General features: G+C 41.8%; 21 protein-coding genes. 3 read left to right on the forward strand and 18 right to left on the reverse strand.

Going from position 1 to position 21,150, the window contains the following annotated elements; genetic code table 11:
• Nucleotides 1–146 precede the first annotated feature (146 nt).
• Nucleotides 147–1,355 carry a sporulation integral membrane protein YlbJ gene (gene ylbJ / locus NSS92_RS07225; RefSeq protein WP_324290791.1) on the forward strand — a complete coding sequence of 403 codons (1,209 nt, stop codon included), beginning with the start codon at nt 147–149 and terminating at the stop codon, nt 1,353–1,355.
• Between the two features lie 13 nt (nt 1,356–1,368).
• Here ylbJ and coaD read toward each other — a convergent pair whose 3' ends face one another.
• From coaD to NSS92_RS07270, 9 genes are all read right to left on the reverse strand, one after another.
• On the reverse strand, nt 1,369–1,851 hold the full coding sequence (gene coaD / locus NSS92_RS07230; protein WP_024426917.1) for a pantetheine-phosphate adenylyltransferase: 483 nt from the start codon (nt 1,849–1,851) through the stop codon (nt 1,369–1,371).
• Between the two features lies 1 nt (nt 1,852).
• Entirely contained in the window at nt 1,853–2,410 is a 558-nt protein-coding gene (gene rsmD, locus NSS92_RS07235; RefSeq protein WP_411353399.1) for a 16S rRNA (guanine(966)-N(2))-methyltransferase RsmD, read from the reverse strand.
• 310 nt (nt 2,411–2,720) lie between these two features.
• On the reverse strand, nt 2,721–2,993 hold the full coding sequence (locus NSS92_RS07240; protein WP_048238857.1) for a YlbG family protein: 273 nt from the start codon (nt 2,991–2,993) through the stop codon (nt 2,721–2,723).
• Nucleotides 2,994–3,058: 65 nt separating this feature from the next.
• Entirely contained in the window at nt 3,059–3,508 is a 450-nt protein-coding gene (locus tag NSS92_RS07245; RefSeq protein ID WP_007499807.1) for a YlbF family regulator, read from the reverse strand.
• Nucleotides 3,509–3,565: 57 nt separating this feature from the next.
• The gene (locus tag NSS92_RS07250; protein WP_340867239.1) at nt 3,566–3,976 is read right to left on the reverse strand and encodes a hypothetical protein; all 411 of its coding nucleotides are present in this window, start codon (nt 3,974–3,976) and stop codon (nt 3,566–3,568) included.
• Between the two features lie 70 nt (nt 3,977–4,046).
• Entirely contained in the window at nt 4,047–4,295 is a 249-nt protein-coding gene (locus tag NSS92_RS07255; protein WP_039178297.1) for a YlbE-like family protein, read from the reverse strand.
• A gap of 19 nt (nt 4,296–4,314) precedes the next feature.
• A complete protein-coding gene (locus NSS92_RS07260; protein WP_024424279.1) occupies nt 4,315–4,728 on the reverse strand; it encodes a YlbD family protein in 414 nt (137 codons plus the stop codon).
• A 110-nt stretch (nt 4,729–4,838) separates the two neighbouring features.
• Nucleotides 4,839–5,882 carry a CAP domain-containing protein gene (locus NSS92_RS07265; protein WP_024426913.1) on the reverse strand — a complete coding sequence of 348 codons (1,044 nt, stop codon included), beginning with the start codon at nt 5,880–5,882 and terminating at the stop codon, nt 4,839–4,841.
• Nucleotides 5,883–6,004: 122 nt separating this feature from the next.
• Nucleotides 6,005–6,427, reverse strand: a complete 423-nt coding sequence (locus NSS92_RS07270) for a CBS domain-containing protein (RefSeq protein WP_034663862.1) — start codon at nt 6,425–6,427, stop codon at nt 6,005–6,007.
• Between the two features lie 161 nt (nt 6,428–6,588).
• On the opposite strand from NSS92_RS07270, the gene NSS92_RS07275 reads away from it, so the two are divergent.
• Nucleotides 6,589–6,954 carry a YugN family protein gene (locus NSS92_RS07275; RefSeq protein WP_039178290.1) on the forward strand — a complete coding sequence of 122 codons (366 nt, stop codon included), beginning with the start codon at nt 6,589–6,591 and terminating at the stop codon, nt 6,952–6,954.
• A 229-nt stretch (nt 6,955–7,183) separates the two neighbouring features.
• Here the strand turns inward: NSS92_RS07275 and ctaG are convergent, their stop codons facing one another.
• From ctaG to cyoE, 6 genes are all read right to left on the reverse strand, one after another.
• Complete coding sequence (ctaG, locus tag NSS92_RS07280) at nt 7,184–8,062, reverse strand: cytochrome c oxidase assembly factor CtaG (protein WP_267586184.1); 879 nt, start codon at nt 8,060–8,062, stop codon at nt 7,184–7,186.
• Between the two features lie 30 nt (nt 8,063–8,092).
• Nucleotides 8,093–8,422 carry a cytochrome c oxidase subunit IVB gene (gene ctaF, locus NSS92_RS07285; RefSeq protein ID WP_024426910.1) on the reverse strand — a complete coding sequence of 110 codons (330 nt, stop codon included), beginning with the start codon at nt 8,420–8,422 and terminating at the stop codon, nt 8,093–8,095.
• A 2-nt stretch (nt 8,423–8,424) separates the two neighbouring features.
• The gene (ctaE, locus tag NSS92_RS07290; protein WP_024424780.1) at nt 8,425–9,045 is read right to left on the reverse strand and encodes a cytochrome c oxidase subunit III; all 621 of its coding nucleotides are present in this window, start codon (nt 9,043–9,045) and stop codon (nt 8,425–8,427) included.
• A complete protein-coding gene (gene ctaD / locus NSS92_RS07295) occupies nt 9,045–10,916 on the reverse strand; it encodes a cytochrome c oxidase subunit I (RefSeq protein WP_034281664.1) in 1,872 nt (623 codons plus the stop codon). Before ctaD ends, ctaE begins: the two co-directional genes overlap by 1 nt.
• Nucleotides 10,917–11,090: 174 nt before the next feature.
• Nucleotides 11,091–12,158, reverse strand: coding sequence for a cytochrome c oxidase subunit II (coxB, locus tag NSS92_RS07300; RefSeq protein ID WP_024426909.1), 1,068 nt, complete (start codon nt 12,156–12,158; stop codon nt 11,091–11,093).
• 279 nt (nt 12,159–12,437) lie between these two features.
• Nucleotides 12,438–13,355, reverse strand: a complete 918-nt coding sequence (gene cyoE / locus NSS92_RS07305) for a heme o synthase (protein ID WP_034281660.1) — start codon at nt 13,353–13,355, stop codon at nt 12,438–12,440.
• Between the two features lie 393 nt (nt 13,356–13,748).
• On the opposite strand from cyoE, the gene NSS92_RS07310 reads away from it, so the two are divergent.
• Nucleotides 13,749–14,672, forward strand: coding sequence for a COX15/CtaA family protein (locus NSS92_RS07310; RefSeq protein ID WP_142944712.1), 924 nt, complete (start codon nt 13,749–13,751; stop codon nt 14,670–14,672).
• Nucleotides 14,673–14,709: 37 nt separating this feature from the next.
• Here the strand turns inward: NSS92_RS07310 and NSS92_RS07315 are convergent, their stop codons facing one another.
• The 3 genes from NSS92_RS07315 to ftsW all read right to left on the reverse strand — a co-directional run bounded on the left by NSS92_RS07315 (nt 14,710) and on the right by ftsW (nt 20,983).
• Nucleotides 14,710–16,146 (reverse strand): cryptochrome/photolyase family protein, encoded by a 1,437-nt coding sequence (locus tag NSS92_RS07315; protein WP_340867240.1) that lies wholly within the window; start codon nt 16,144–16,146, stop codon nt 14,710–14,712.
• 99 nt (nt 16,147–16,245) lie between these two features.
• Nucleotides 16,246–19,692, reverse strand: coding sequence for a pyruvate carboxylase (gene pyc / locus NSS92_RS07320; protein ID WP_340867241.1), 3,447 nt, complete (start codon nt 19,690–19,692; stop codon nt 16,246–16,248).
• Between the two features lie 79 nt (nt 19,693–19,771).
• On the reverse strand, nt 19,772–20,983 hold the full coding sequence (ftsW, locus tag NSS92_RS07325; protein ID WP_340867242.1) for a putative lipid II flippase FtsW: 1,212 nt from the start codon (nt 20,981–20,983) through the stop codon (nt 19,772–19,774).
• Nucleotides 20,984–21,150: the final 167 nt, after the last annotated feature.

The following is a 21,150-nucleotide window of genomic DNA, read 5'->3' on the forward strand; positions in this document are numbered from 1 at the left end:
CCTCCTCTTTCTATGCATATATACGAATCTATAGGTCTAAACATGCCCCTACTGCTCGTATAGTAATAGAAGACAGGCTCGGCTAGTTTCTTTTTCTAATATCACGAGCTCGCCAATAGATCATAACGGCAAGGGGCGAAATCTCCATGAAAAAATGGAACACTCTGTTCATCGCAGCTTTTTTTATTTTTTTAACAGCCACTGTGATTACACATCCACAAGCCTCTTTGCAAGCGTCGAAAAATGGACTTGCAATGTGGTGGGAGGTTGTATTTCCATCATTGCTTCCTTTTTTTATTTTGTCCGAGCTATTAATTAGTTTCGGGATTGTCAGATTTGTCGGGGTATTATTAGAGCCATTTATGCGCCCCATCTTCCGGGTGCCGGGTGTAGGCGGATTTGTCCTAGCTATGGGAATGGCTTCAGGTTTTCCTTCTGGAGCAAAATTAACAACAAGACTCAGGCAGGAAAGGCAGTTGACAAGAATCGAAGCAGAGCGTCTCGTTTCCTTTACAAATTCATCGAATCCATTGTTTATTTTCGGTGCGGTGGCTGTTGGTTTTTTTCATCACCCAGCTTTAGGCATTGTACTCGCCAGCGCACATTATTTAGGGAATCTTGCTGTTGGTGTGACGATGCGGGGATATAAAGCGCGGCATGATGCACACCTAAGAAGCCGTAAGAAATTTTTATTCCCCCCGTTTAAAGAGGCATTCAATGCTCTTCATACAGCAAGACTCGCAGAAAAAAGACCGCTCGGCCAAATTTTAAGTGATGCAGTCATGTCATCAGTCCAAACACTCTTTATGATTGGCGGCTTTATCATCTTATTTTCTGTGTTTAGCAAAATGCTGTCAGTTGTCCATGTGACAGACCTTTTATCTATAGGGCTCGGATATATGCTGCAAACGCTGCATCTTCCGCCAGAATTAGACCTTGCCATGATTGCCGGTTTATTTGAAATCACATTAGGCAGCCAGCTGACGGGGTCACAGGAAGTCACCCTTCTCGCTAAAACCATTGTCGTCAGCTTTATTTTAGGATTCAGCGGGTTCTCTGTTCAAGCCCAAGTCGCCGGCATTTTAGCGGCAACCGATATCCGCTTTAAACCGTTTTTCTTCGCCCGTTTGCTTCACGGGATTTATGCAGCTGTTTTTGCCTTTTTATTATTCAAGCCTCTTTATGTCTCTCGATCAGACATGGCTCTCCCAGCGGGTGCCTTTGATGCAAGCCAGCAGGTCGTCCTGTTCAGCAGCGTGGTTTGGAATCAGCTTGTGACAGCTGGTCCTTTGATCACACTTTGCAGCTTGATTGTGTATATCACACTATACTATCGGAAATTAAAAAATGGATGAGTGCCGGGTGCACTCATCCATTAAATTTTTCCTTCAGCGCTGCTTCTACCTCTTTTGGTACAAGATCTTTGACTGCCCCATGATATTTCGCTACTTCTTTGACAATGCTGGAGCTTAAGAAGGAATATTGATTGTTGGTCATCATAAAAAACGTTTCAATTTCATCGTCTAACACTTTGTTCATTGAGGTGCCTTGCATCTCATACTCAAAGTCCGTCACAGCTCTTAGTCCGCGTAAAATGACTTTGGCTTCTTTTTGCTTCGCGTAATCAACAAGCAGGCCGTGAAAGGATTCAACTTTGATATTTGGCAGCTCCTTCGTCGCTTGGCGAATAAGCTCACACCGTTCTTCAACAGTAAATAACGGTTTTTTAGATGAATTATTTAGTACACATACATACACTTCATCAAAAATCTTTGCACCTCTTTTGATGATATCCAAATGCCCCAATGTGACTGGATCGAAGCTGCCCGGACAAACGGCTATGTTCCCCATGCTAATTTCCCCGCTTTCTATAGATCGTAATACCAGTCAATCCATACAGTTCCTGCCTTGTGATCTGAAGCTGTCCTGCTTCTTCTGGCAGCTTCACGTCTTTATCATGCTCACACACGATCACACCGTCATCTGTTAACAAGGCGTGCTCGTCAATCATTTCAAGAAGTGCTTTTAGCTGTTGATCTTTATAGGGCGGATCAAGGAAAATGGCTTGAAAGGATTCCTCTCGTTTCACAACAGCTGCGAGTGCACGCTTTGCTTCATTTCGAAACACTTCACTTTGATCCATTAGCGACAATTGATTCAGGTTGCCTTTAATCGTCTGAATCGCCTTCATATCTCGATCAACGAATATGCAATGATCGAATCCTCTGGAAAGCGCTTCAATTCCTAAACCACCGCTTCCGGCAAATAGATCAAGGGCCCATCCGCCATCAAAATACGGGCCGATCATATTAAATATCGATTCTTTTACTTTATCTGTCGTCGGTCTTGTTGATTGACCTGGTACCGCTTTAAGTGTGCGGCCTTTTCTCGTTCCAGAGATGACTCTCATTTTTCCACCACTTTTTCTGCTTGCTTCTATTGGTCATTGTTTATGACAAAAAATTCAACATTATCTTACCACATCACTCCTCAAGGAACAATGCACTGATATTCATTCATTTTCTATGTATAGATCAAGAAATCCGGGGTCATACTACTTATAACAGCATCTGATGTGGTGCTGTTGCCAACCGCGGAGAAGACTTACGTTTCCCCATAAGTTCTTCCTCCGGTTTCTCCTCTCCCTTTGCCTTCTCCTTAATGAATCATTAAGAATAGAAGGACCCCGCGGGTGATGCCGCGGGGATTTTTTTGTGTCTTTAAAAGCCCACCTTATAATCATACTCTTTTGCTTTGTCCAATTTGGATTCGTACTCTAATTTAATAAAAGGTTTATATGAAGGCTCAACACGTTTCACAAATGGTAACGAGCTGAGCTTAGTCATATGGCGCTCAAGATCATTCATATCACAATAGATCACAGCATATTTCATTTTCCTTGAAATATAGTGAACATTCCCAAATTTTCTTAGCGCTTTTGACTGCTTTAACGAATGCAGCCAGACAACCATCCCTTGACGTTTGGTTTCCATCTTTTCACCTGCCGCTTTTCAATTCTTTTCATTCATTATGTAAAAGACGAGACATTCAAGTCTCGTCAAGATACTTTACAGCCGCAGCTGCCACCTGATCCACAGCCACCGCCGCATGATGATAGACCATCAAAATATGGGTTCCCTGTTGGAACTTTAATATATGCTGATACAGCTTGACCGATTTCAATACTAATCTCATCTAAGATGGATTGAATCGCTGTTTCTGCTTTTTTGAAATCAACCACTGTATCGTGAAGATCTAGCTTTCTTTTGACCTCACGCATTTCCTTTGAGATCGTTCTATAGTCCGGATGGTATTTGCCGAACCGCTGCACATCCTCATATTGCTCTTTTACTTTTGTAAAATGGGCAATAATTTGTTGGGCTTCTTCGTCTTGCTGGAGACGCTTAAAGCAGTTGCGGTAATGTTCAGCCTCCTCCGACTGAAGAATCATGGCAGCCAATTGATTTGCTTCCTCTTGGAGCTCCACAGATTCGATTGTCGCATACATAAATGTTGCACCTCCAATTCATAGTTTACCACGAAACCTATGGATCAGAAAATGCTTTTACGTGACAAATACATCCCATGTTTCTCTTTTCTGTTTATATTCTGGATGACGAGAATTCAGCACAACGGTCATTTTATGCTTTCCTTTTGAAAGATGCTTGACCACAAATGCCGCGGTATACTCATTTCCTGCACGTTTCCCGTCTACATACACTGTAAAATATCCCGCCTTCTCGTTCTTTTTCAGACGCTCTGGCTGAAGATGAAAATCTTGAAGTGTACTTTCTATATAGACAGACGTCCCTTGCACTTTGTATTTCAAAAAGCCTTGCTGCTTCATTTCGCTTTGGGTTTGCTGCATGACTGGTACTGCTGGGTCTTGCTTGATCACTTGCTCTTCTCCATGTTGACTTTGACACCCGGTGACAAGAAAAAGCAATGCGCCTATTGACAGCATCCATTTCATCATCTGATTCTCCTTTCATCTACGTTTATAGGATGCTCAGGAAATAGACATCTTAATCAACTCAAAAAAAGCCTCAACCGGCTCCATTTTGATTGCGCATTGCTTGGAACATTTGAATCATCATTTCAGCCATTTGGACGCTATTGCTCAACTGACTCACACGATGAGGAATGGTTTTTTCGTAAAAGTTCATTTTATCTAATTCAAAGGACGATAGATTTTCAGGATGCCGCGTCAGCTGTCTGTACCAGAGAGGACGCTGCCTTATGAATTTGATTCGATCCTCTTCGGCCATGACAAATTCCTGTACTTCTTTTCGCACCAGAAGCATCCCCTTTCACTTAATCTTTCCTGAAGGAGAACGGGTGCTGACTGCCTCCAGATGAACCTTTCTTTGAACCATTGGATGAAAATTGGCCGAGTAAGCTTTGTAAAGAGGAAATAGACTGGCTCATTTTGTTAATCTGTTCATTCATTTGATCAGCGTCCATTTTTTTCACAGCAGAAACCATTTTAGACATAAAATCTGCTTTTCCTGCTTCACTTGGCTTAGAGGCTTTTTCTTCTTTAGCGTCTTCAGATTTCGATTGCCGGTAAGGTGACCACATTTCATCTTCCTCACCAAACATGACCCAATTCTCGTATACACTTTGCCAGCTTTTTTCTTGCGTTTGCACTTCTTGAATTAACTTCGGATGGCGTCTGACGAATTGTTTAAATTCATCAATGGATGTTTGTTTTTGCTTGTTTGTCATATCCTCACCCCCCATACAAATGCCTACTATACTATATACACCAGCATCTGTTTTGGTGAGCCTCTTTTTCAACATGAAAAAAACAGCTGCGACTATGCAGCTGCTTTCGTTTAAGATGTTTTCTTGATGAAATTTTGGGTGTAATATTTTTCTTTCACCCCTACGCCAAGATGCGTGTAATCTTTATTTAATAACGCCTTCCTGTGACCTTCACTATTGAGCCAGCCCTCTACCGCAGCAGGTCCATCGACATAGTTATAGGCAATGTTTTCACCTGCGAGCTGAAAGCCCACCTCGCCTCTTTCTAACCGGTCTTTCAGCGTACCGTATTTTTTAGATTCATGGGAGAAATAATGATTCTCTTTCATGTCCTCACTATGCATGAAGGCCACTTCAGAGGTTTCATCATCCCACTTTAAGATCGGCAGGTTGTACTTATGACGGATAATATTGGTCATATCAAAAATTTGTTTTTGACTGGAAGCTTCGATATCTTTCCACTTTTCGCCCGATATCGCCTCAGGTTCTATCAATTGACCTCGATAGACCACCTCATACGGCTTTTGTTTCACAAATGTATCTGCGTTGAAGGCCCTGATACTTGAAAGGGTGCTTTCAAACTTATCCATGTAAAGCTGAACATACACATCATCTCCCACTTTCACAGTGGGTCTTGTATTCATATCATCTTCTGAGAATTCAAAGCGGTATGAATTTTGTTCATCCTCTACATGAATGTAAGGTGCAATTTGCGTTTTCTTAAATACTTCACTTGTGGCTTGACCGATTTTAAACGGTTCTACATTCAGTCCGTCTCCTGTAGCAAACAAGGTCACCACTTTACTATCCTTTACCCCTACTTGAATATAGTGCTTCTTCGATTGGTTGTAAATCCACCAGTCATAATCATATGCGGAAGGATCAATGCGATCTGGTTCTCCCAGCTGTTTAAGCACTTCGTTTGAAGATTTCCCCATAAAGGACATGAGTCCCTTTTTTGGGATGTTGATCGGCTTATCGCTAGATGTTTCTTCATTAGACACCTTCGGTTCATTGCTGTTTTCTTTTTCTGGTGAAGATCCATATTGAATAAACAGAACGTACGTTCCAGATATAATCAGGAGGATGAGGAGTGTTTTGAGCACAGTTTTCAAATAAACACCTCCGTTAAATTGGCAAGGTACAAAAAGTACCTTCTACTGTCATTTAAACAAAACTTGCTCCATTTATCAACGACAATACAGCCTATTTAACACGAATTTAAAATATGCCCCTCTTAATGAAGAAATCCTTGTCCATGATCTTGATCCTGTTGAGAGATTTCTGTCAGTGCATCTCCCGCACGATCATTTGATAAATCTTCGACTGATAAATCTCCTAGAGCGACAATCCCTGTTAATGCACCGTTTTTCACAACGGGAATGCGGCGGAGCTGATGCTCTGACATAAGCCGGACAATTTCTTCAAGCGTTGCATCTTCTTCAGCTGTTAGTACTTCCTTCGTCATCAGCGAGCCCACTTCCTGTGAGTTTGGCTTTTTTTCTGCAATGCCTCTAAGCACAAGGTCACGGTCTGTCACTATTCCAACGAGCTGATCTCCATCAACCACTGGAATGGCACCGATGTCAGCATCTCTCATTTTGACTGCTGCTTCATACGTATTGTCGTCCTGCTGACATGTCACTACTTTTTTGGTCATAATATCTTTGATTTTTTTCGTTTTCACGTTGATTCCTCCATCCGTTATTTTCTTTATTACTGTAACCAGCTTATAAAAGAACATACCTTTCACAGTTGAAAGTTTAACGCTTTCATACTATGATTGTCAGTAAAGGGAAATTTTATAAGGAGGGGTTTTGGGTGAAGTTTGAAGGTACGGGGATTGAAGAGGTATCAGCTGACTTAAATAAATTAGATTTCATTATGGAAAGTGAAGGATTTGTACGAGCCGATCAATGGGATTATGAGCGTGTGACGTACGACAGAAAATACAGCATGGTAGAGGGAACCTTTTATTTACGGATTTCCGGCTACGCCACTGAAGGAGATGTCGGTTCCAAAAAGGCACACATTCAGCTTCTAACACCGTTACTTGGAAAACACTATTATCCACATGGCGTTGAATACGGCGAAGGCGAAGAATTCCCTAAGTCTCTCATCCAATCAAGCAAAAAAACACTTGCACAACTGAAAGAAAAACTAGAAGCCATGACGGCTGAAGCATAAAACAAAGGGCTAAAATGATCTTTATTTTAGCCCTTTGTTTTCTTTTCAGCGTGATAGAAAACCTTTGAAGTCTAGGAAGGACGAGCATCGGAACGGAGCGAATTTGACATTCGTGAGTACCGGAGCGCAGACCTGACAACGAATGCGAGGGTTTATCTACACGCTGAGGGCTAAAATGATTTTTTAGCCCTTACATACGATGAAAGCACAGCCATCTGGCTGTGCTTTTTTATTCATATTTCGGAATAAGCGCATCTGGTACGGCATCTTTTGCTCTTTCTTTTCTTGCCCAGTCAAAGAAGACAACAGCAAGAATAGAGCCGTACACAATCTCCTGAATAATTTTCATCAAAATGGCACCTAGCTGCTGGTCCTCTAGCAGCGGCAAGGTGTGGAACATATCAGGGCCAGTGAGAGCAAGGCCTGCAAGCATATCACTTGGCACACATAAATGCAGTGCTTGTATCCATGCGCCTGCATCAGAATAGGTTGCATAGATCGGTGCTTCACTAAACATGATGAGTGCACAGGCGGGAGTCATCAATATCCCGTCTGCCATGATATATCCAAGCTTCAAAATGCCTGTGATCTGCGGCTGACTTTGAACTTTATGGACAAGCGGCCACCACATGAAAAAGGCAGCGATAAAAATAACCACCGTCATCAATGCGTGGTAAAACGGATCTGTTTTCACAAAATCAAACACAAGCGGAATGTGATACAGCGAAAACAATCCGTTAAACCCAAGCAGTGCAATTAAAGGTTTGGAAAACAAACGGAAAACAGCTTGAATACCTGGTGTTTGAATGATCCTCTCCCAAATGGCTGGAGGCAATCCTGTAATAAGGAGAGGCGGGATGACTAAATATAGCACCGCCATTTGCGCCATATGTGCACTAAACATAATGTGCCCCATTAAATCAATTGGGCTCCCTTTCACAGCATATAACAGAACAAGCCCCGTCAGAAATAACGTTTTCTCTTTCACCGTCGCACGGTGCTTTCCCTTTGTCACAAGAAGCAGATAAAGAGCAGCTGCTACCGCAATACAAATCAAATAATAAGGGCTCCATAATGCCCGAAATCCGAATATTTCTAAGTTCTCCATTGCTGCGCCTCCTTCAAGGGCAAAGCGGGTTTACCACCATATAATGGTCAAAAAGGCTAATACGGTAATAAACGCAACAAACACACCTGAGTATAGAAACAAGGCGGGTGTTTCATGCCCTTTTTGGTTCATGTGCATAAAATAATAAAGCTGAAAAGCCACCTGAATGCCTGCAAGCAGTAAAATAAATGGTACTGCGAACCAATTTCCAACGTCTTCTGAGGCGATCGTTAAAAACGCAACAAATGTTAATCCAATCATCAAGCCGAAGGAAATGAGCTGATGCTTCATTTCCTCGGCATTTTTCTTTTTACGATATACAAGATCGACTTTGGACTGATTTGTGTTTTTATTTCCCATTCTTATCCCACCATTCCCATTAAATATACAACGGTAAAGATGAAGACCCACACAACATCAATGAAGTGCCAATAGAGACTTGCCACATAATATTTCGGCGCATTGTATAAATCGAGTCCGCGTCTCATATTTCGAATCATAAGAGCGGTAATCCAGCAAAGTCCGAAGGCAACGTGAGCTCCGTGAGTTCCTACAAGTGTATAGAAGGAAGAACCAAGAGCTGAGCTGGTAATCGTAAATTCATACGCATGCACATAGTGATAAAACTCATAAATTTCAACCCCTAAAAATCCAGCACCTAAAAGGACCGTGATACCAAGCCAAAGCTGCATCTTTTTAAAGGCAAAGTTTTTCATATGATACATGGCATACACACTCGTTAAACTGCTCGTTAATAGAAGCATTGTGGCAATAAAGACAAGTGTGAGGTCAAACATATCAGTTGTTTTTGCTCCGCCTGCATTTGAGTTTTTCAGCGCCAAATAAGTGGCAAAAAGCGATGCAAACAGAACGGTTTCTCCTCCAAGAAACAGCCAGAACCCGACAAACTTATTCTTCCCTTCTAACGTGGCCTTCTCAGGAGAAGCCGGAAAGGTTTCCGCCGTCATTTTTTGTGGTTCCATTATGCTTTCACCCCTTTATCATCGTCGTCGGTCAAATCTTCTTTGTGAATATGATATCCATGATCATCTTTCAGAGACCTGACCAGCATGGTCGCAAACGTAATACCAAGACCAATGAAGATCACCGGAAGCCCCCAGCTGTGCTCTTGACGATACATGAAACCAAACGCTGACACAAATAGACCGAATGAGATAATGACAGGCAAGATGGAGTTATTCGGCATGTGAATATCATCGAGCGGTTCAGATGCTGTCATTCCTTTTTTACCATCCATTTTTTCAATCCATAATGGATCTAGTCCTCTGACAAGCGGAAGCTGTTTAAAGTTGTATTCTGGCGGAGGCGAAGAAACTGCCCATTCAAGTGTTCTTCCATCTCCCCAAGGATCGCTCGATACACGCTCCCCTTTTGCTGTTGTCCAGATGATGTTAATCAGCATGATCACAACAGCGACAAACATAAACAGTGCCCCAATCGTACTAATCAAGTTCCCAAGCTCAAGACCCTGACCTGGCAGGAACGTAAAGACCCGGCGCGGCATGCCCCATAGACCGAGGAAATGCTGGATAAAGAAAGTTAAATGGAAACCGATGAAAAACAGCACAAAGCCAATTTTCCCAAGTTTCTCATTCAGTATTTTCCCAAACATCTTCGGCCACCAGTAATGCACACCTGCTAAAATACCGAATACGACCCCGCCGATAATGACGTAGTGGAAATGCGCCACAACAAAATACGTATCATGGAACTGATAATCCGCTGCAGCTGCCGCAAGCATGACCCCGGTTACCCCTCCAAGTAAGAACGACGGAATAAAGGCTACAGAATAAAGCATCGGCGTTGTAAACTTCACATTACCGCCCCATATCGTGAGCAGCCAGTTGAATACTTTAATTCCTGTTGGCACCGCAATTGCCATGGTCGCTACGGCAAAGATCGCATTGGCGATAGGTCCGAGCCCCGTTGTGAACATGTGATGCGCCCACACCATGAATCCAAGGAAACCAATCAATACAGTAGCGAACACCATGGACGAGTAACCAAACAATCTTTTTCTTGCAAACACTGGAATGATTTCAGAGAAGATTCCGAATGCCGGCAGGATTAAGATATATACTTCCGGGTGTCCGAAAATCCAGAACAAATGCTCCCAGATGATTGTATTTCCTCCAAGCTCTGGATTGAAAAAGCTCGTGTCAAACATTCTATCAAGCATCAGCATCGCAAGCCCTGCTGTCAGCGGCGGGAATGCGAATAAAATAAGTGCGGAGGCGACAAATGTCGTCCAAGTAAAGAGCGGCATTCTCATATACGTCATACCAGGCGCTCTCATATTAATAATCGTTGCAAGAAAGTTAATCCCGGCAATCAGCGTACCAATACCCGCAATCTGCAAACCTAAAATATAGAAATCCATTCCATGCCCTTCTGAATTCAGCGTGAGCGAAGCGTATGCAGTCCAGCCTGCATCAGGTGCTCCGCCCATAAACCATCCAAGGTTTAAGAATATTCCTCCGAAAAAGAATAACCAAAAACCAAGTGAATTCACAAACGGAAATGCTACGTCACGAGCACCAATTTGAATTGGTACAACCGCATTCATTAATGCAAATAAAAGCGGCATAGCTGCAAGGAAAATCATTGTCGTTCCATGCATCGTCATGATTTCATTGTAAACCCCTGCACTGACAAAATCACTTTCAGGGATGGCTAGCTGAATACGGATAAACATCGCTTCTATCCCGCCAACCAAAAAGAAAAATCCCCCTGCCACTAAATATAATATGGCAATTTTTTTGTGGTCAACCGTTGTCAAGTAATCCCATAAGACAGCGCCAAACCCCCGCTTTTTAGCTATTGTACTCACCATGAAATCCCCCTCTTATCTCCCATTTGCCCCTTTTCATATAGATGTCTATCTTAACGATCCTTTAACAGACTGTGTCTGACAGATGACGGCTTCTCGGTTGTAGAGACATATTCGGGAGCTCTTAACAAATACTTCACATCGATCACATACCCTCTTGAATATCTGCTCTAGGCGTTACTCGATTTTAAGACCTTTTAAATACTCGTAAAGTGCATCTGCTTCTGAGTCATTTAATTTAGGGTACGTTCCTGTCATCTTATTACCTGGTTTAAAGCTTTCTGGATCTTTCAGCCATGCTTTCACATTTTCTTTGTTCATGTCTTTGATTCCAGCTACTTTCGTTCGCTCTCCGAAGGTCGCAAGGTTTGGTGCTGTCCTTGCTGCTTCCGGCCGTTCGTCACCAGGCTCTACTGCGTGACAGCTTAAGCAGTTTTTCTCTTTAAATAGCTTTTCACCCTCTAAAGCGAGATCCTTTGTGGATTCAGGCTTCTTGTAATCAGCCATTTTTTTCGTCCATCCTAAGAACTCATCTTGAGAAAGCGTTTTAACTTTAAAGTCCATTAAAGCATGTGACGGCCCGCAAAGCTCCGCACATTTCCCGTAGAAATATTCCCCTGCATCTTTCGTTCGTTTCGAGTCAAAGGTTAAATAAAATTTGTTCTCATTATCTGTGTTTGTATCAATTTTACCGCCAGCAGACGGAACCCAGAATGAGTGTTTGACATCGGATGCTTTCAGCTTAAAGTACACCTTTTGATCTGTTGGTACGATCAATTCCTGACTTGTGACAATCCCATAATCAGGGTATTCAAATTCCCACCAATATAAGCTGGCTCTTACATTGACAACAAGTGTCTTTTCAGGATCTCGTTTTTTCTTATCCATAGCGCTTGTATCCCCTAGTTCAAGCGTATATGCCACAACAGGTACAACGAGAATAATGAGTAGAAGAATCGGAATCGCTGTCCATGTGATTTCCAGGTTGCGGTTCCCTTCCACCTGCTTTGGAATCGTATCTTCTCCCACTTTAGAACGTTTGAATTTAATAATGACGTAAAAGAAAATGATCGATACAACAATGACGACAAGAACCATAATGAGTGTACTCAGTACCGTTAGGAAAAACTGTTTATCTGCTACTTCCCCAACTGGCTTGAGTGTTGATAAGTATGGTTCACCACAGCCCGCCAAAACGAGCGTCAGTAAGAGAAACAGTGAATAAACACGCCATTTTCTTATCATAATTTGTCCCAACCCCTTTTGCTTGATCTCCTTTGCCTTTCGCTTTTTACCTCTTATTTATAAAATCACTTCTCCCCCATCAATAACCCCCGCCTCTTATAAAAGCACTTACATTTCCTCTTTTCATAAAAAAATGATGTTTTTACTCAAAATACCATCTATGTATAAACAGAAAGCCGCCTAAATAGAACTGAATATCAGGCGGCTTTCATAGTTGTTAGAAAATGTTGTGTTATAAGATATAGCCATTGTTTTGATGTGATCAAAGTGTATTTCACTCTAGAATAGTGTGATAATAATCATCGCTACGAAAAAGATGGTTAAATAGTTTAATGAATAAACGAACATGAGCGTTGACCACTTCATGATGTCTTTCATTTTAAAGCCCATAAGGCCAATAACGAGCCATCCAATATTAAGCAATGTACCAAGTGCGACAATCGGCCATCCTAATCCACCTAAGAAAAATGGAAGTGGAAGAAGACATGCTGTCCAAATGATGATTTGGCGTTTTGTGACTTCAAAGCCGTAAACAACTGGCAGCATTGGAATGCCCGCCTTACGGTAATCTTCCGTTTTCTTAATCGCAAGTGACAGGAAATGAGGGATTTGCCAAATGAACATAATCATAAATAAAACCCAAGCCGTTGTGTCGATTGTACCTGTGACAGCTGTCCAGCCGATTAATGGCGGAACCGCGCCAGATACACTTCCGATGACTGTATTGATGGTGTAATGGCGTTTAGACCACATGGTGTAAAGAACCGCATAAGTAAAGACTCCAATAAATCCAATCACTGCTGATGTAATGGTTGTCATCAGAAGCATAATGAGTCCTAATACAACAAGCAAAATGCCAAATGCATACGCTTGCCCCGGCTGAATTTTACCTGTAACCGTAGGTCTTGTTTTTGTTCTTTCCATTAATATATCAATATCACGGTCAAACGCATTATTAATCGCGCATGAACCGGCAATAATAAGAGAAGAACCAATCATTGTTAACAGCACAATATCAAGATTTCCAAGAAAACTCATACCTGTAAAATAAAAAGCAAGCCACATTCCAGTAAATGTCGTAATGAAATTGGAATTGACGATGCCCATTTTAATCAGAGCAAGAAAATCTTTCCAAGCTGTTGTTTCTTCTATTTGTCCATGAATAGCTGCTTCCGCGGCTGTTTTGGAATTTGCCAATGTGTATAACCTCCCTTGCCCAAACCTTCAAACGAACGAATGACACGTAAAATCATTACAACTCTATCATACAAGATAAACAGCTGTAAAAAAACATCCTATTAAATAATAAACGACAAACTTGAAGTTATTTGTGAACTTTTCGTGAATTTATTAGGATATATGTGTGTTTCAGAAGGCGGTGCAAAATGAAATATTCTCTCCTCTATTTCTATCAGACTGTCAAAGAAAGATCAAGCACTCTAAATCTGTAAACTTTGTGAACTAACATATCATTTTTTTGTGAACTTTGGTCATTATGAATTGCAACAGAACTCGCATTTGGCTTAAACTTGAGAGCATGTGAGGTTTTCATTTATATCAGAAGTTTTTTAGAGAAGGTGAAATAATTTGATGAAATTTGCTTTAAGGCTATTGAGCGTGATCACAACGTTTGTGATGCTGATCGTACTGATTGGCGGTGCGCTTGTTACGAAAACCGGTTCGGGTCTTGGCTGCGGTAGACAGTGGCCCCTTTGCCACGGTCGTTTCTTTCCTGAAATGAACCCCGCTTCCATCATCGAATGGAGTCACCGTATGTCAACAGGGGTTTCCACCATTCTTGTTCTGGCACTGGCGGTGTTATGCTGGAAAAAAATTAGTCCAGTATTCCGTGAAACTAAATTTTTGGTCATCATGTCCATTATATTTTTAATGCTTCAAGCGCTGTTAGGAGCTCTTGCCGTCGTATTTGGTTCTAACGCACTTGTGATGGCACTGCACTTCGGTATTTCACTCATTTCATTTGCTTCAGTATTACTGCTTGCACTTCTTGTCTTTGAAGCAACCAGATCTGAAACAAAGCTTGTGAAGCCGCTTCATATCGGCAAAAAAATGCAGTTCCATATTTATGGGGTGATCACGTATACGTATATCGTCGTGTATACGGGTGCTTATGTGAGACATACAAAGTCAAGCCTTGCTTGCTCTGTCTTCCCGTTTTGTTCAAAAGATGGTGCGCTTCCAGCGTATTTTAATCAGTGGGTCCAAATGTCACACCGAGCAGCAGCACTTCTTTTATTCGTCTGGATATTTGTCGCTATGTTCCATGCCATGAAACATTATAAAGAACAGAAGCAGCTGTATTATGGATGGATCATTTCAGCCATTCTCATTACACTTCAAGCCATTTCAGGTGTGATGTCTGTTTATTCTCAGCTTGCACTTGGTTATGCGCTGGCTCATTCATTCTTTATTTCTTGTTTGTTTGGGGTACTATGCTACTTCTGCTTACTTATTGCCCGGTTTAAATATGAAAGCAAAGAACCATTTAGATAAGAATTATATCCCCCTTTCATGTGGAGAGGGGGATTTTTTATTGTTGTTTTGCTTCTTCGAATAGCGAGATGGCTTTTTTGCGTCTTTCCTTGTGATCAACTGTCGGCAGCGGATATGTATCACCTAGCACACAGCTCGATTTCAGTTGTTCATCTATCGGCATTTTACTTGGTTCATGAATCCATTTTTCATCAACATGCTCTAGCTCTGGTACATATCTTCTAATATATTCCCCGCTTGGATCAAACCGCTTCGACTGGGTCGTTGGGTTAAAAATACGGAAGTACGGCACGGCATCTGTCCCAACAGAAGCTGCCCACTGAAATCCTCCGATATTCGAAGCCTCATCATAATCCACAAGCTTTTTTGCATAATACGCTTCTCCCTTTCTCCAATCAATCAAATAATCTTTTGTTAAAAATGAGGCGGTGACCATTCTTAAACGGTTATGCATCCAGCCCTCCTCATTTAACTGTCTCATCCCTGCATCAACGAGGGGAAAGCCTGTTTCACCTTTACACCATGCTTCAAACAGCGTCTCATCTTCATTCCATATCATCCCTTGAAACGCCGAATTGATTTCTTTTTCTTTCATCTCTGGATAATGAGCATAAATCATATGGTAAAAATCTCGCCATGCCAGCTCTTTGATAAAGGTTTCTCTTCCCTCGTCTTCAAACAGCGCCTCCTCATGCACCGCATGAAAGATCGTTCGGATTGAGATGGTTCCTGTTTTTAAGAAGCGTGACAGCTTGCTCGTTCCAAAAACAGATGGAATATCTCGTTTTTCATGGTAACGTGTTAGTCTTTTTTGGATAAAGTCATGCAGCGTGTTCATCGCTTTGTGTGAGCCGATTTGATCAAATTTCCTTGAGCATCTCATGATTATGCTGCGCAGTTTGTCATTCCCTTTGTGCGAAAGTGACTCATCACAAATCGTACGAGCGCTGCTGAAAAATGATTTGTCAACTTTTATCACAGGCTGCTTTTCTCGCTTTCGCCATGATTGATAGTATGGAGTAAACACTTGATAATGAGTGCCATCCGCTTTTAAAATATCTTGCGCCCCGTGAAGGTGTGTATCTTGCCATTTTGACACATGAATACCCTTCTTTTCTAAAAAATCGGTTACATGATGGTCACGCCTTTGACCGATTCCCACTTGATCTTCATTAAAAAAGACAGCCTTGATGTCATACACATCAATAACTTGCTGAAAGGCACGCAAGACATCGTCATGGAGAAGGTGAACATACATTTGAGATTCTCTTGCTTCCTTGATGAAATGCGCCAAGTTTTGAAAAAAATGTTCGTTGTTTAAATCGAGGTCCATTTCAGTAAAAAATGGATCTAGATGATAAAGAGCAAATAATTTGTACTCGTGTTTTTTTGCATATGTGATCGCTTTTGATAAGGCGATATGATCATCTAATCGCATATCCCGGCGAAACCAAATCACAACAATTTTGTCCAACCTTCTTCACCTCACTCTATAGTGTAATCACTCTCACTGACTGCTGCACATTTTAATGCGCTCAAAAAAAGACACATCACGGTGGATGTGTCTCACTTCTTATTCAGGTTTTAATACGATTAGCAGATCACCGGTTTGAATCGGTTCTCCATTTGTCACATGTATTTCATCTACGACCGCAGAAAATGGTGCTTGTACAGTCGTTTCCATTTTCATGGCTTCATTGATCATCAAATGCTCACCTTGTGAAATTTTCTGCCCTTTTTCCACGAGTACTTTGATGACAGTGCCTGGCATCGATGCGGCGATGTGATTTGGATTCGAACGGTCCGCCTTCATTTTTTCTTGAACGGAGGATTTGATGCTTTCATCCTTAATCACCACTTCACGCGGCTGACCATTTAACTCAAAGTAAAGAACTCTTGTGGCATTTGGATTCGGTTCACCAATTGATACGAGTTTGACTATAAGGGTTTTTCCTTTTTCGATTTCTACCTCAATTTCTTCTCCAAGCCTCATCCCGTAGAAGAATGTTGGTGTATCAAGAACAGAGATGTCACCATAGCTTTCTGCTGTTTGGACAAATTCAGAAAAGACTTTCGGATATAAGGCATACGCAATCGCGTCTTGCTCTGTTAACGTCAGATCATGAGATTCTTTGAACTGCTTCTTAATGTCTTCAAAGTCCACTGGCTTCAGCTTCTCACCAGGTCTGACAGTAAGAGGCTCTTCCCCTTTTAAAATCAGCTTTTGCAGCTTTTCTGGGAATCCGCCATGCGGCTGGCCTAAATAGCCTTTAAATAATTCCACAACAGAATCCGGGAAGTCTAGTGTTGCTCCTTTTTCATAAACATCTTCTTCTGTTAGATCATTTTGTACCATATAAAGTGCCATATCTCCAACTACTTTAGAGGATGGTGTCACTTTCACAATATCACCAAACATATCATTCACACGTCTGTACATTTCCTTTACTTCGTTCCAGCGCTCGCCTAGGCCGACACCTTTCGCCTGCTGCTGCAAGTTACTATATTGACCGCCAGGCATTTCATGCTCATAAATTTCTGTATGAGGTGAATTCATGCCGCTTTCGAACTCACGATAGTATTTTCTGACGGAATCCCAGTATTGAGAAAGGCGTTCGACAGATTGGACGTTCATGTCTGGCTTTCTTTCATGCCCATCTAAAGCATAGTAAAGCGAGCTTGCACTTGGCTGCGATGTGAGTCCTGCCATAGAGCTGACGGCAACATCCACAATATCGACTCCTGCATCAATCGCTCTTGCATAGGTGAACAGTCCATTTCCACTCGTGTCATGCGTATGAAGATGGATAGGGATCGTAAGCTCATCTTTTAAAGCAGAGACTAGCTCGTAGGCCGCCTGCGGTTTTAATAACCCCGCCATATCTTTAATACCTAAAATATGTGCGCCGGCAGATTCAAGCTCCTTCGCAAGAGATACATAGTACTCAAGATCGTATTTTGGACGAGATGGATCAAGAATATCCCCCGTATAACAAATGGCCGCCTCTGCCACTTTGCCTGATTCCCGAACAGAATCAATGGCAAGCGTCATGCCTTTGACCCAGTTTAAGCTGTCGAAAATACGGAATACGTCAATCCCTGCCTCGGCTGATTCTTTTACAAATGCTTTGATCACATTATCCGGATAGTTTGTATATCCAACAGCGTTTGATGATCTTAAAAGCATTTGGAACAGCGTGTTTGGCACTTCTTGACGAAGCTCTTTCAATCGTTCCCAAGGATTTTCTTTTAAGAAACGGTACGCAACATCAAATGTAGCGCCGCCCCACATTTCCATACTAAACAGCTCTGGCCATAAACCTGCTGTTGGCTGGGCAACTTTCTTTAAATCATGTGTTCTGATGCGTGTCGCAAGCAGAGACTGATGCGCATCCCTAAAGGTTGTATCTGTTAAAAGGACGCTACTTTGTTCTTTTACCCAATTGGCAAGTCCCTCAGGTCCATGCGTATCTAACAATTGTTTTGTCCCAGATGAAATCTCTTGATGGAGAGGAAGCTTCGGTACGTTTGGCTTGTCAAAATGAGGCTTCTTTTTCTCCGCAATGCCAGGGAACCCATTAATGGTAACGTTACCAATATAAGTAAGCATCTTCGTTCCGCGGTCTTTTTGCTTAGGGAAAATAAATAGTTCTGGCGTTGAATCGATAAACGATGTATCGTATTCCCCTTTTAGGAACTTTTCATGCTTAGCGACGTTTTCAAGAAATGGGATGTTTGTTTTAATTCCGCGAATCCTGAATTCTTGTAAATTTCGAACCATTTTAGCAGCCGCTTGATCAAACGTGAGCGCCCATGTGGACAGCTTGACCAATAGTGAATCGTAATAAGGTGTAATGACCGCTCCTTGGAAGCTGTTCCCTGTATCGAGACGTACACCAAAACCCCCACCTGAGCGGTAGGCCATAATTTTTCCTGTATCTGGCATAAAGTCATTTAGAGGATCTTCTGTTGTGACCCTTGATTGAATAGCAAAGCCATGTGTAAAGATATCTTCTTGCTTTGGAATACCAACTTCCTTGCTGTGAAGGTTATGCCCCTTTGCGACAAGAATTTGGGTTTGGACGATATCGACACCTGTGATCATTTCTGTGATCGTGTGTTCTACCTGCACCCTTGGATTGACTTCAATAAAATAAAACTCTCCATTTGCAACAAGGAATTCTACAGTCCCAGCATTGATGTACGATACATTCTGGGCAAGCTGAACAGCCGCTTCGCAAATATCTTCACGCAATTGATCTGTTAGAGACACACTTGGCGCCACTTCAATGACCTTTTGGTGCCGCCTTTGAACAGAGCAGTCACGCTCATATAAATGAATGATATTGCCGTGATTGTCACCAATCACCTGCACTTCAATATGTTTTGGATTTTCAATCAGCTTTTCAACGTATACTTCGTCATTTCCAAAAGCAGCTTTTGCCTCTGACTTCGCACGGTCATAGGCTTCCTTCAGCTCTTCTTTTGATCTGACAATCCGCATACCCCGGCCGCCGCCGCCTAGTGAAGCTTTAATAATAAACGGGTAACCGTATTCTTCACCGAATTTTTCGACTTCTTCGACCGAATCAACTGGTCCGTCACTTCCCGGAATGACTGGAATACCAGCTTTTTTCGCTTCATCTCTCGCCTTTACTTTATCTCCAAACATATCTAAATGCTGAGAAGTTGGACCGATAAATTGAATGCCTTCCTCTTCGCATCGTCTTGCAAAATGAATGTTTTCGGATAAAAATCCGTAGCCTGGATGAATCGCATCCACGTCATTTCGTTTTGCAATTTCGATGATCCCCTCGATATCGAGGTAGGCATCAATCGGTTTTTTCCCTTCTCCAACTAGATATGCTTCATCCGCTTTATAGCGATGATAAGAGCCCGAGTCTTCTTTGGAATAAATGGCCACTGTACGTAAATTGAGCTCCGTACAGGCCCTGAAGACTCTGATAGCGATTTCCCCTCTGTTTGCAACTAGAACCTTTTGAATTGTTCTCTGTGACATTCTCACTCCTCCATATCCCTTAAAATTTTATATGTACTCTATAATAAAGGAAGAAATGAAAACTGTACACTTTTGTTTTCTAAAGATTCAAAGTTTTCTGCAATCCATTTTTTTCAACCGATGGTTTGCTCATTGATTTTTTCTTTTTGTAACGCTCTTTATATTCAGTAAACATGCTGATATTCAGCAGGATTCCCATACAGATGCTAAGTAAAATGATGGACGATCCCCCGTAGCTGATAAACGGAAGTGTCACCCCAGTGATCGGAATAAGACCTGAAACACCGCCTAAATTGATACAAGTTTGGATGGCAATCATGGAGGAAATTCCTATTGCAAGCAAACTTCCAAACGGATCTTCACACTTTCTCGCAATATAAAAACCTTTCACAACGATGAAACCAAGAAGAGCGAGAACAAAAAACACGCCGAAAAAGCCAAGCTCTTCTGAAATAATTGCCATGATAAAGTCTGTGTGCGGCTCTGGAAGATACCCGTACTTTTGAACGCTTTCCCCTAGACCGAGTCCAAAAAAGCCGCCTGATCCAATCGCATAATATGAATTAATCAATTGATGCCCAGTAGCCCCTGCATCTTTAAATGGATCTTGGAAACTCTCAAAACGTCCGAGACGATTTTGCGTGAAAATTTTATCCCAAAAAAGAATAATAAATGGGGTCACGACGACCATTACTGCACTAAATAGCGCGAGCAGCTTCGCTAGCGTTTTGCCGCTAAAACCTGAGCATAAAATCATCGCAAGGGCAATCATACCAATGATAAAGGCTGTCCCATAGTCCGGCTGCAAAATGATAAATCCGCACAGGATAGAGACAATCACGATCGGGGGCGTAACACCTCTTAAAATATGATCAATATAATGCTGCTTTTTGGCATACACCGCAGCAAGGTAGATAATGACGACAATCTTCACGAATTCAGCTGGCTGAAGACTAAAAGGGCCTAATTTGATCCAGCTTCTTGCGTTCCCTGCAATATGGCCGCCAAAGTACACATAGATGAGGGAAAAAACTGAAAGCAGCAGCATACCAATCTGGAATTTCTTATTTGAAAACAGCTGATATGGAACTAATGCCGTAAAGATTAAGATGGCTGCCCCAACAATCATAAATAAGAGCTGTTTCTTAAAAAAGTTATCTGGCGCGGCATCGTATCTGATAACAGATGTAATCATACTTGAGCTATACACCATAACCAAACCGAATGCGCTGATTAAGATAATGGCGAACAATAATGAGTAGTCATACGATTTTAGCATTCTCTTTAACATATAATCCTCTTCCTAACGTCTGTTTCTACTGCTTGATATCTTCTTAGCTGTTCTTATTCTACTACATTTTCTCCGTTTGATCCCGTTTTACCTCTTTTATATTGTTCGTCATTCATGAAAGAATCAAGTCCGTTTGCCGTCAATCCATCAAAAGAAATGAGAGGACA

The sequence above is a fragment of the Bacillus sp. FSL M8-0166 genome (assembly GCF_038008825.1).
Taxonomy (GTDB): Bacteria; Bacillota; Bacilli; order Bacillales; family Bacillaceae; genus Bacillus; species Bacillus safensis.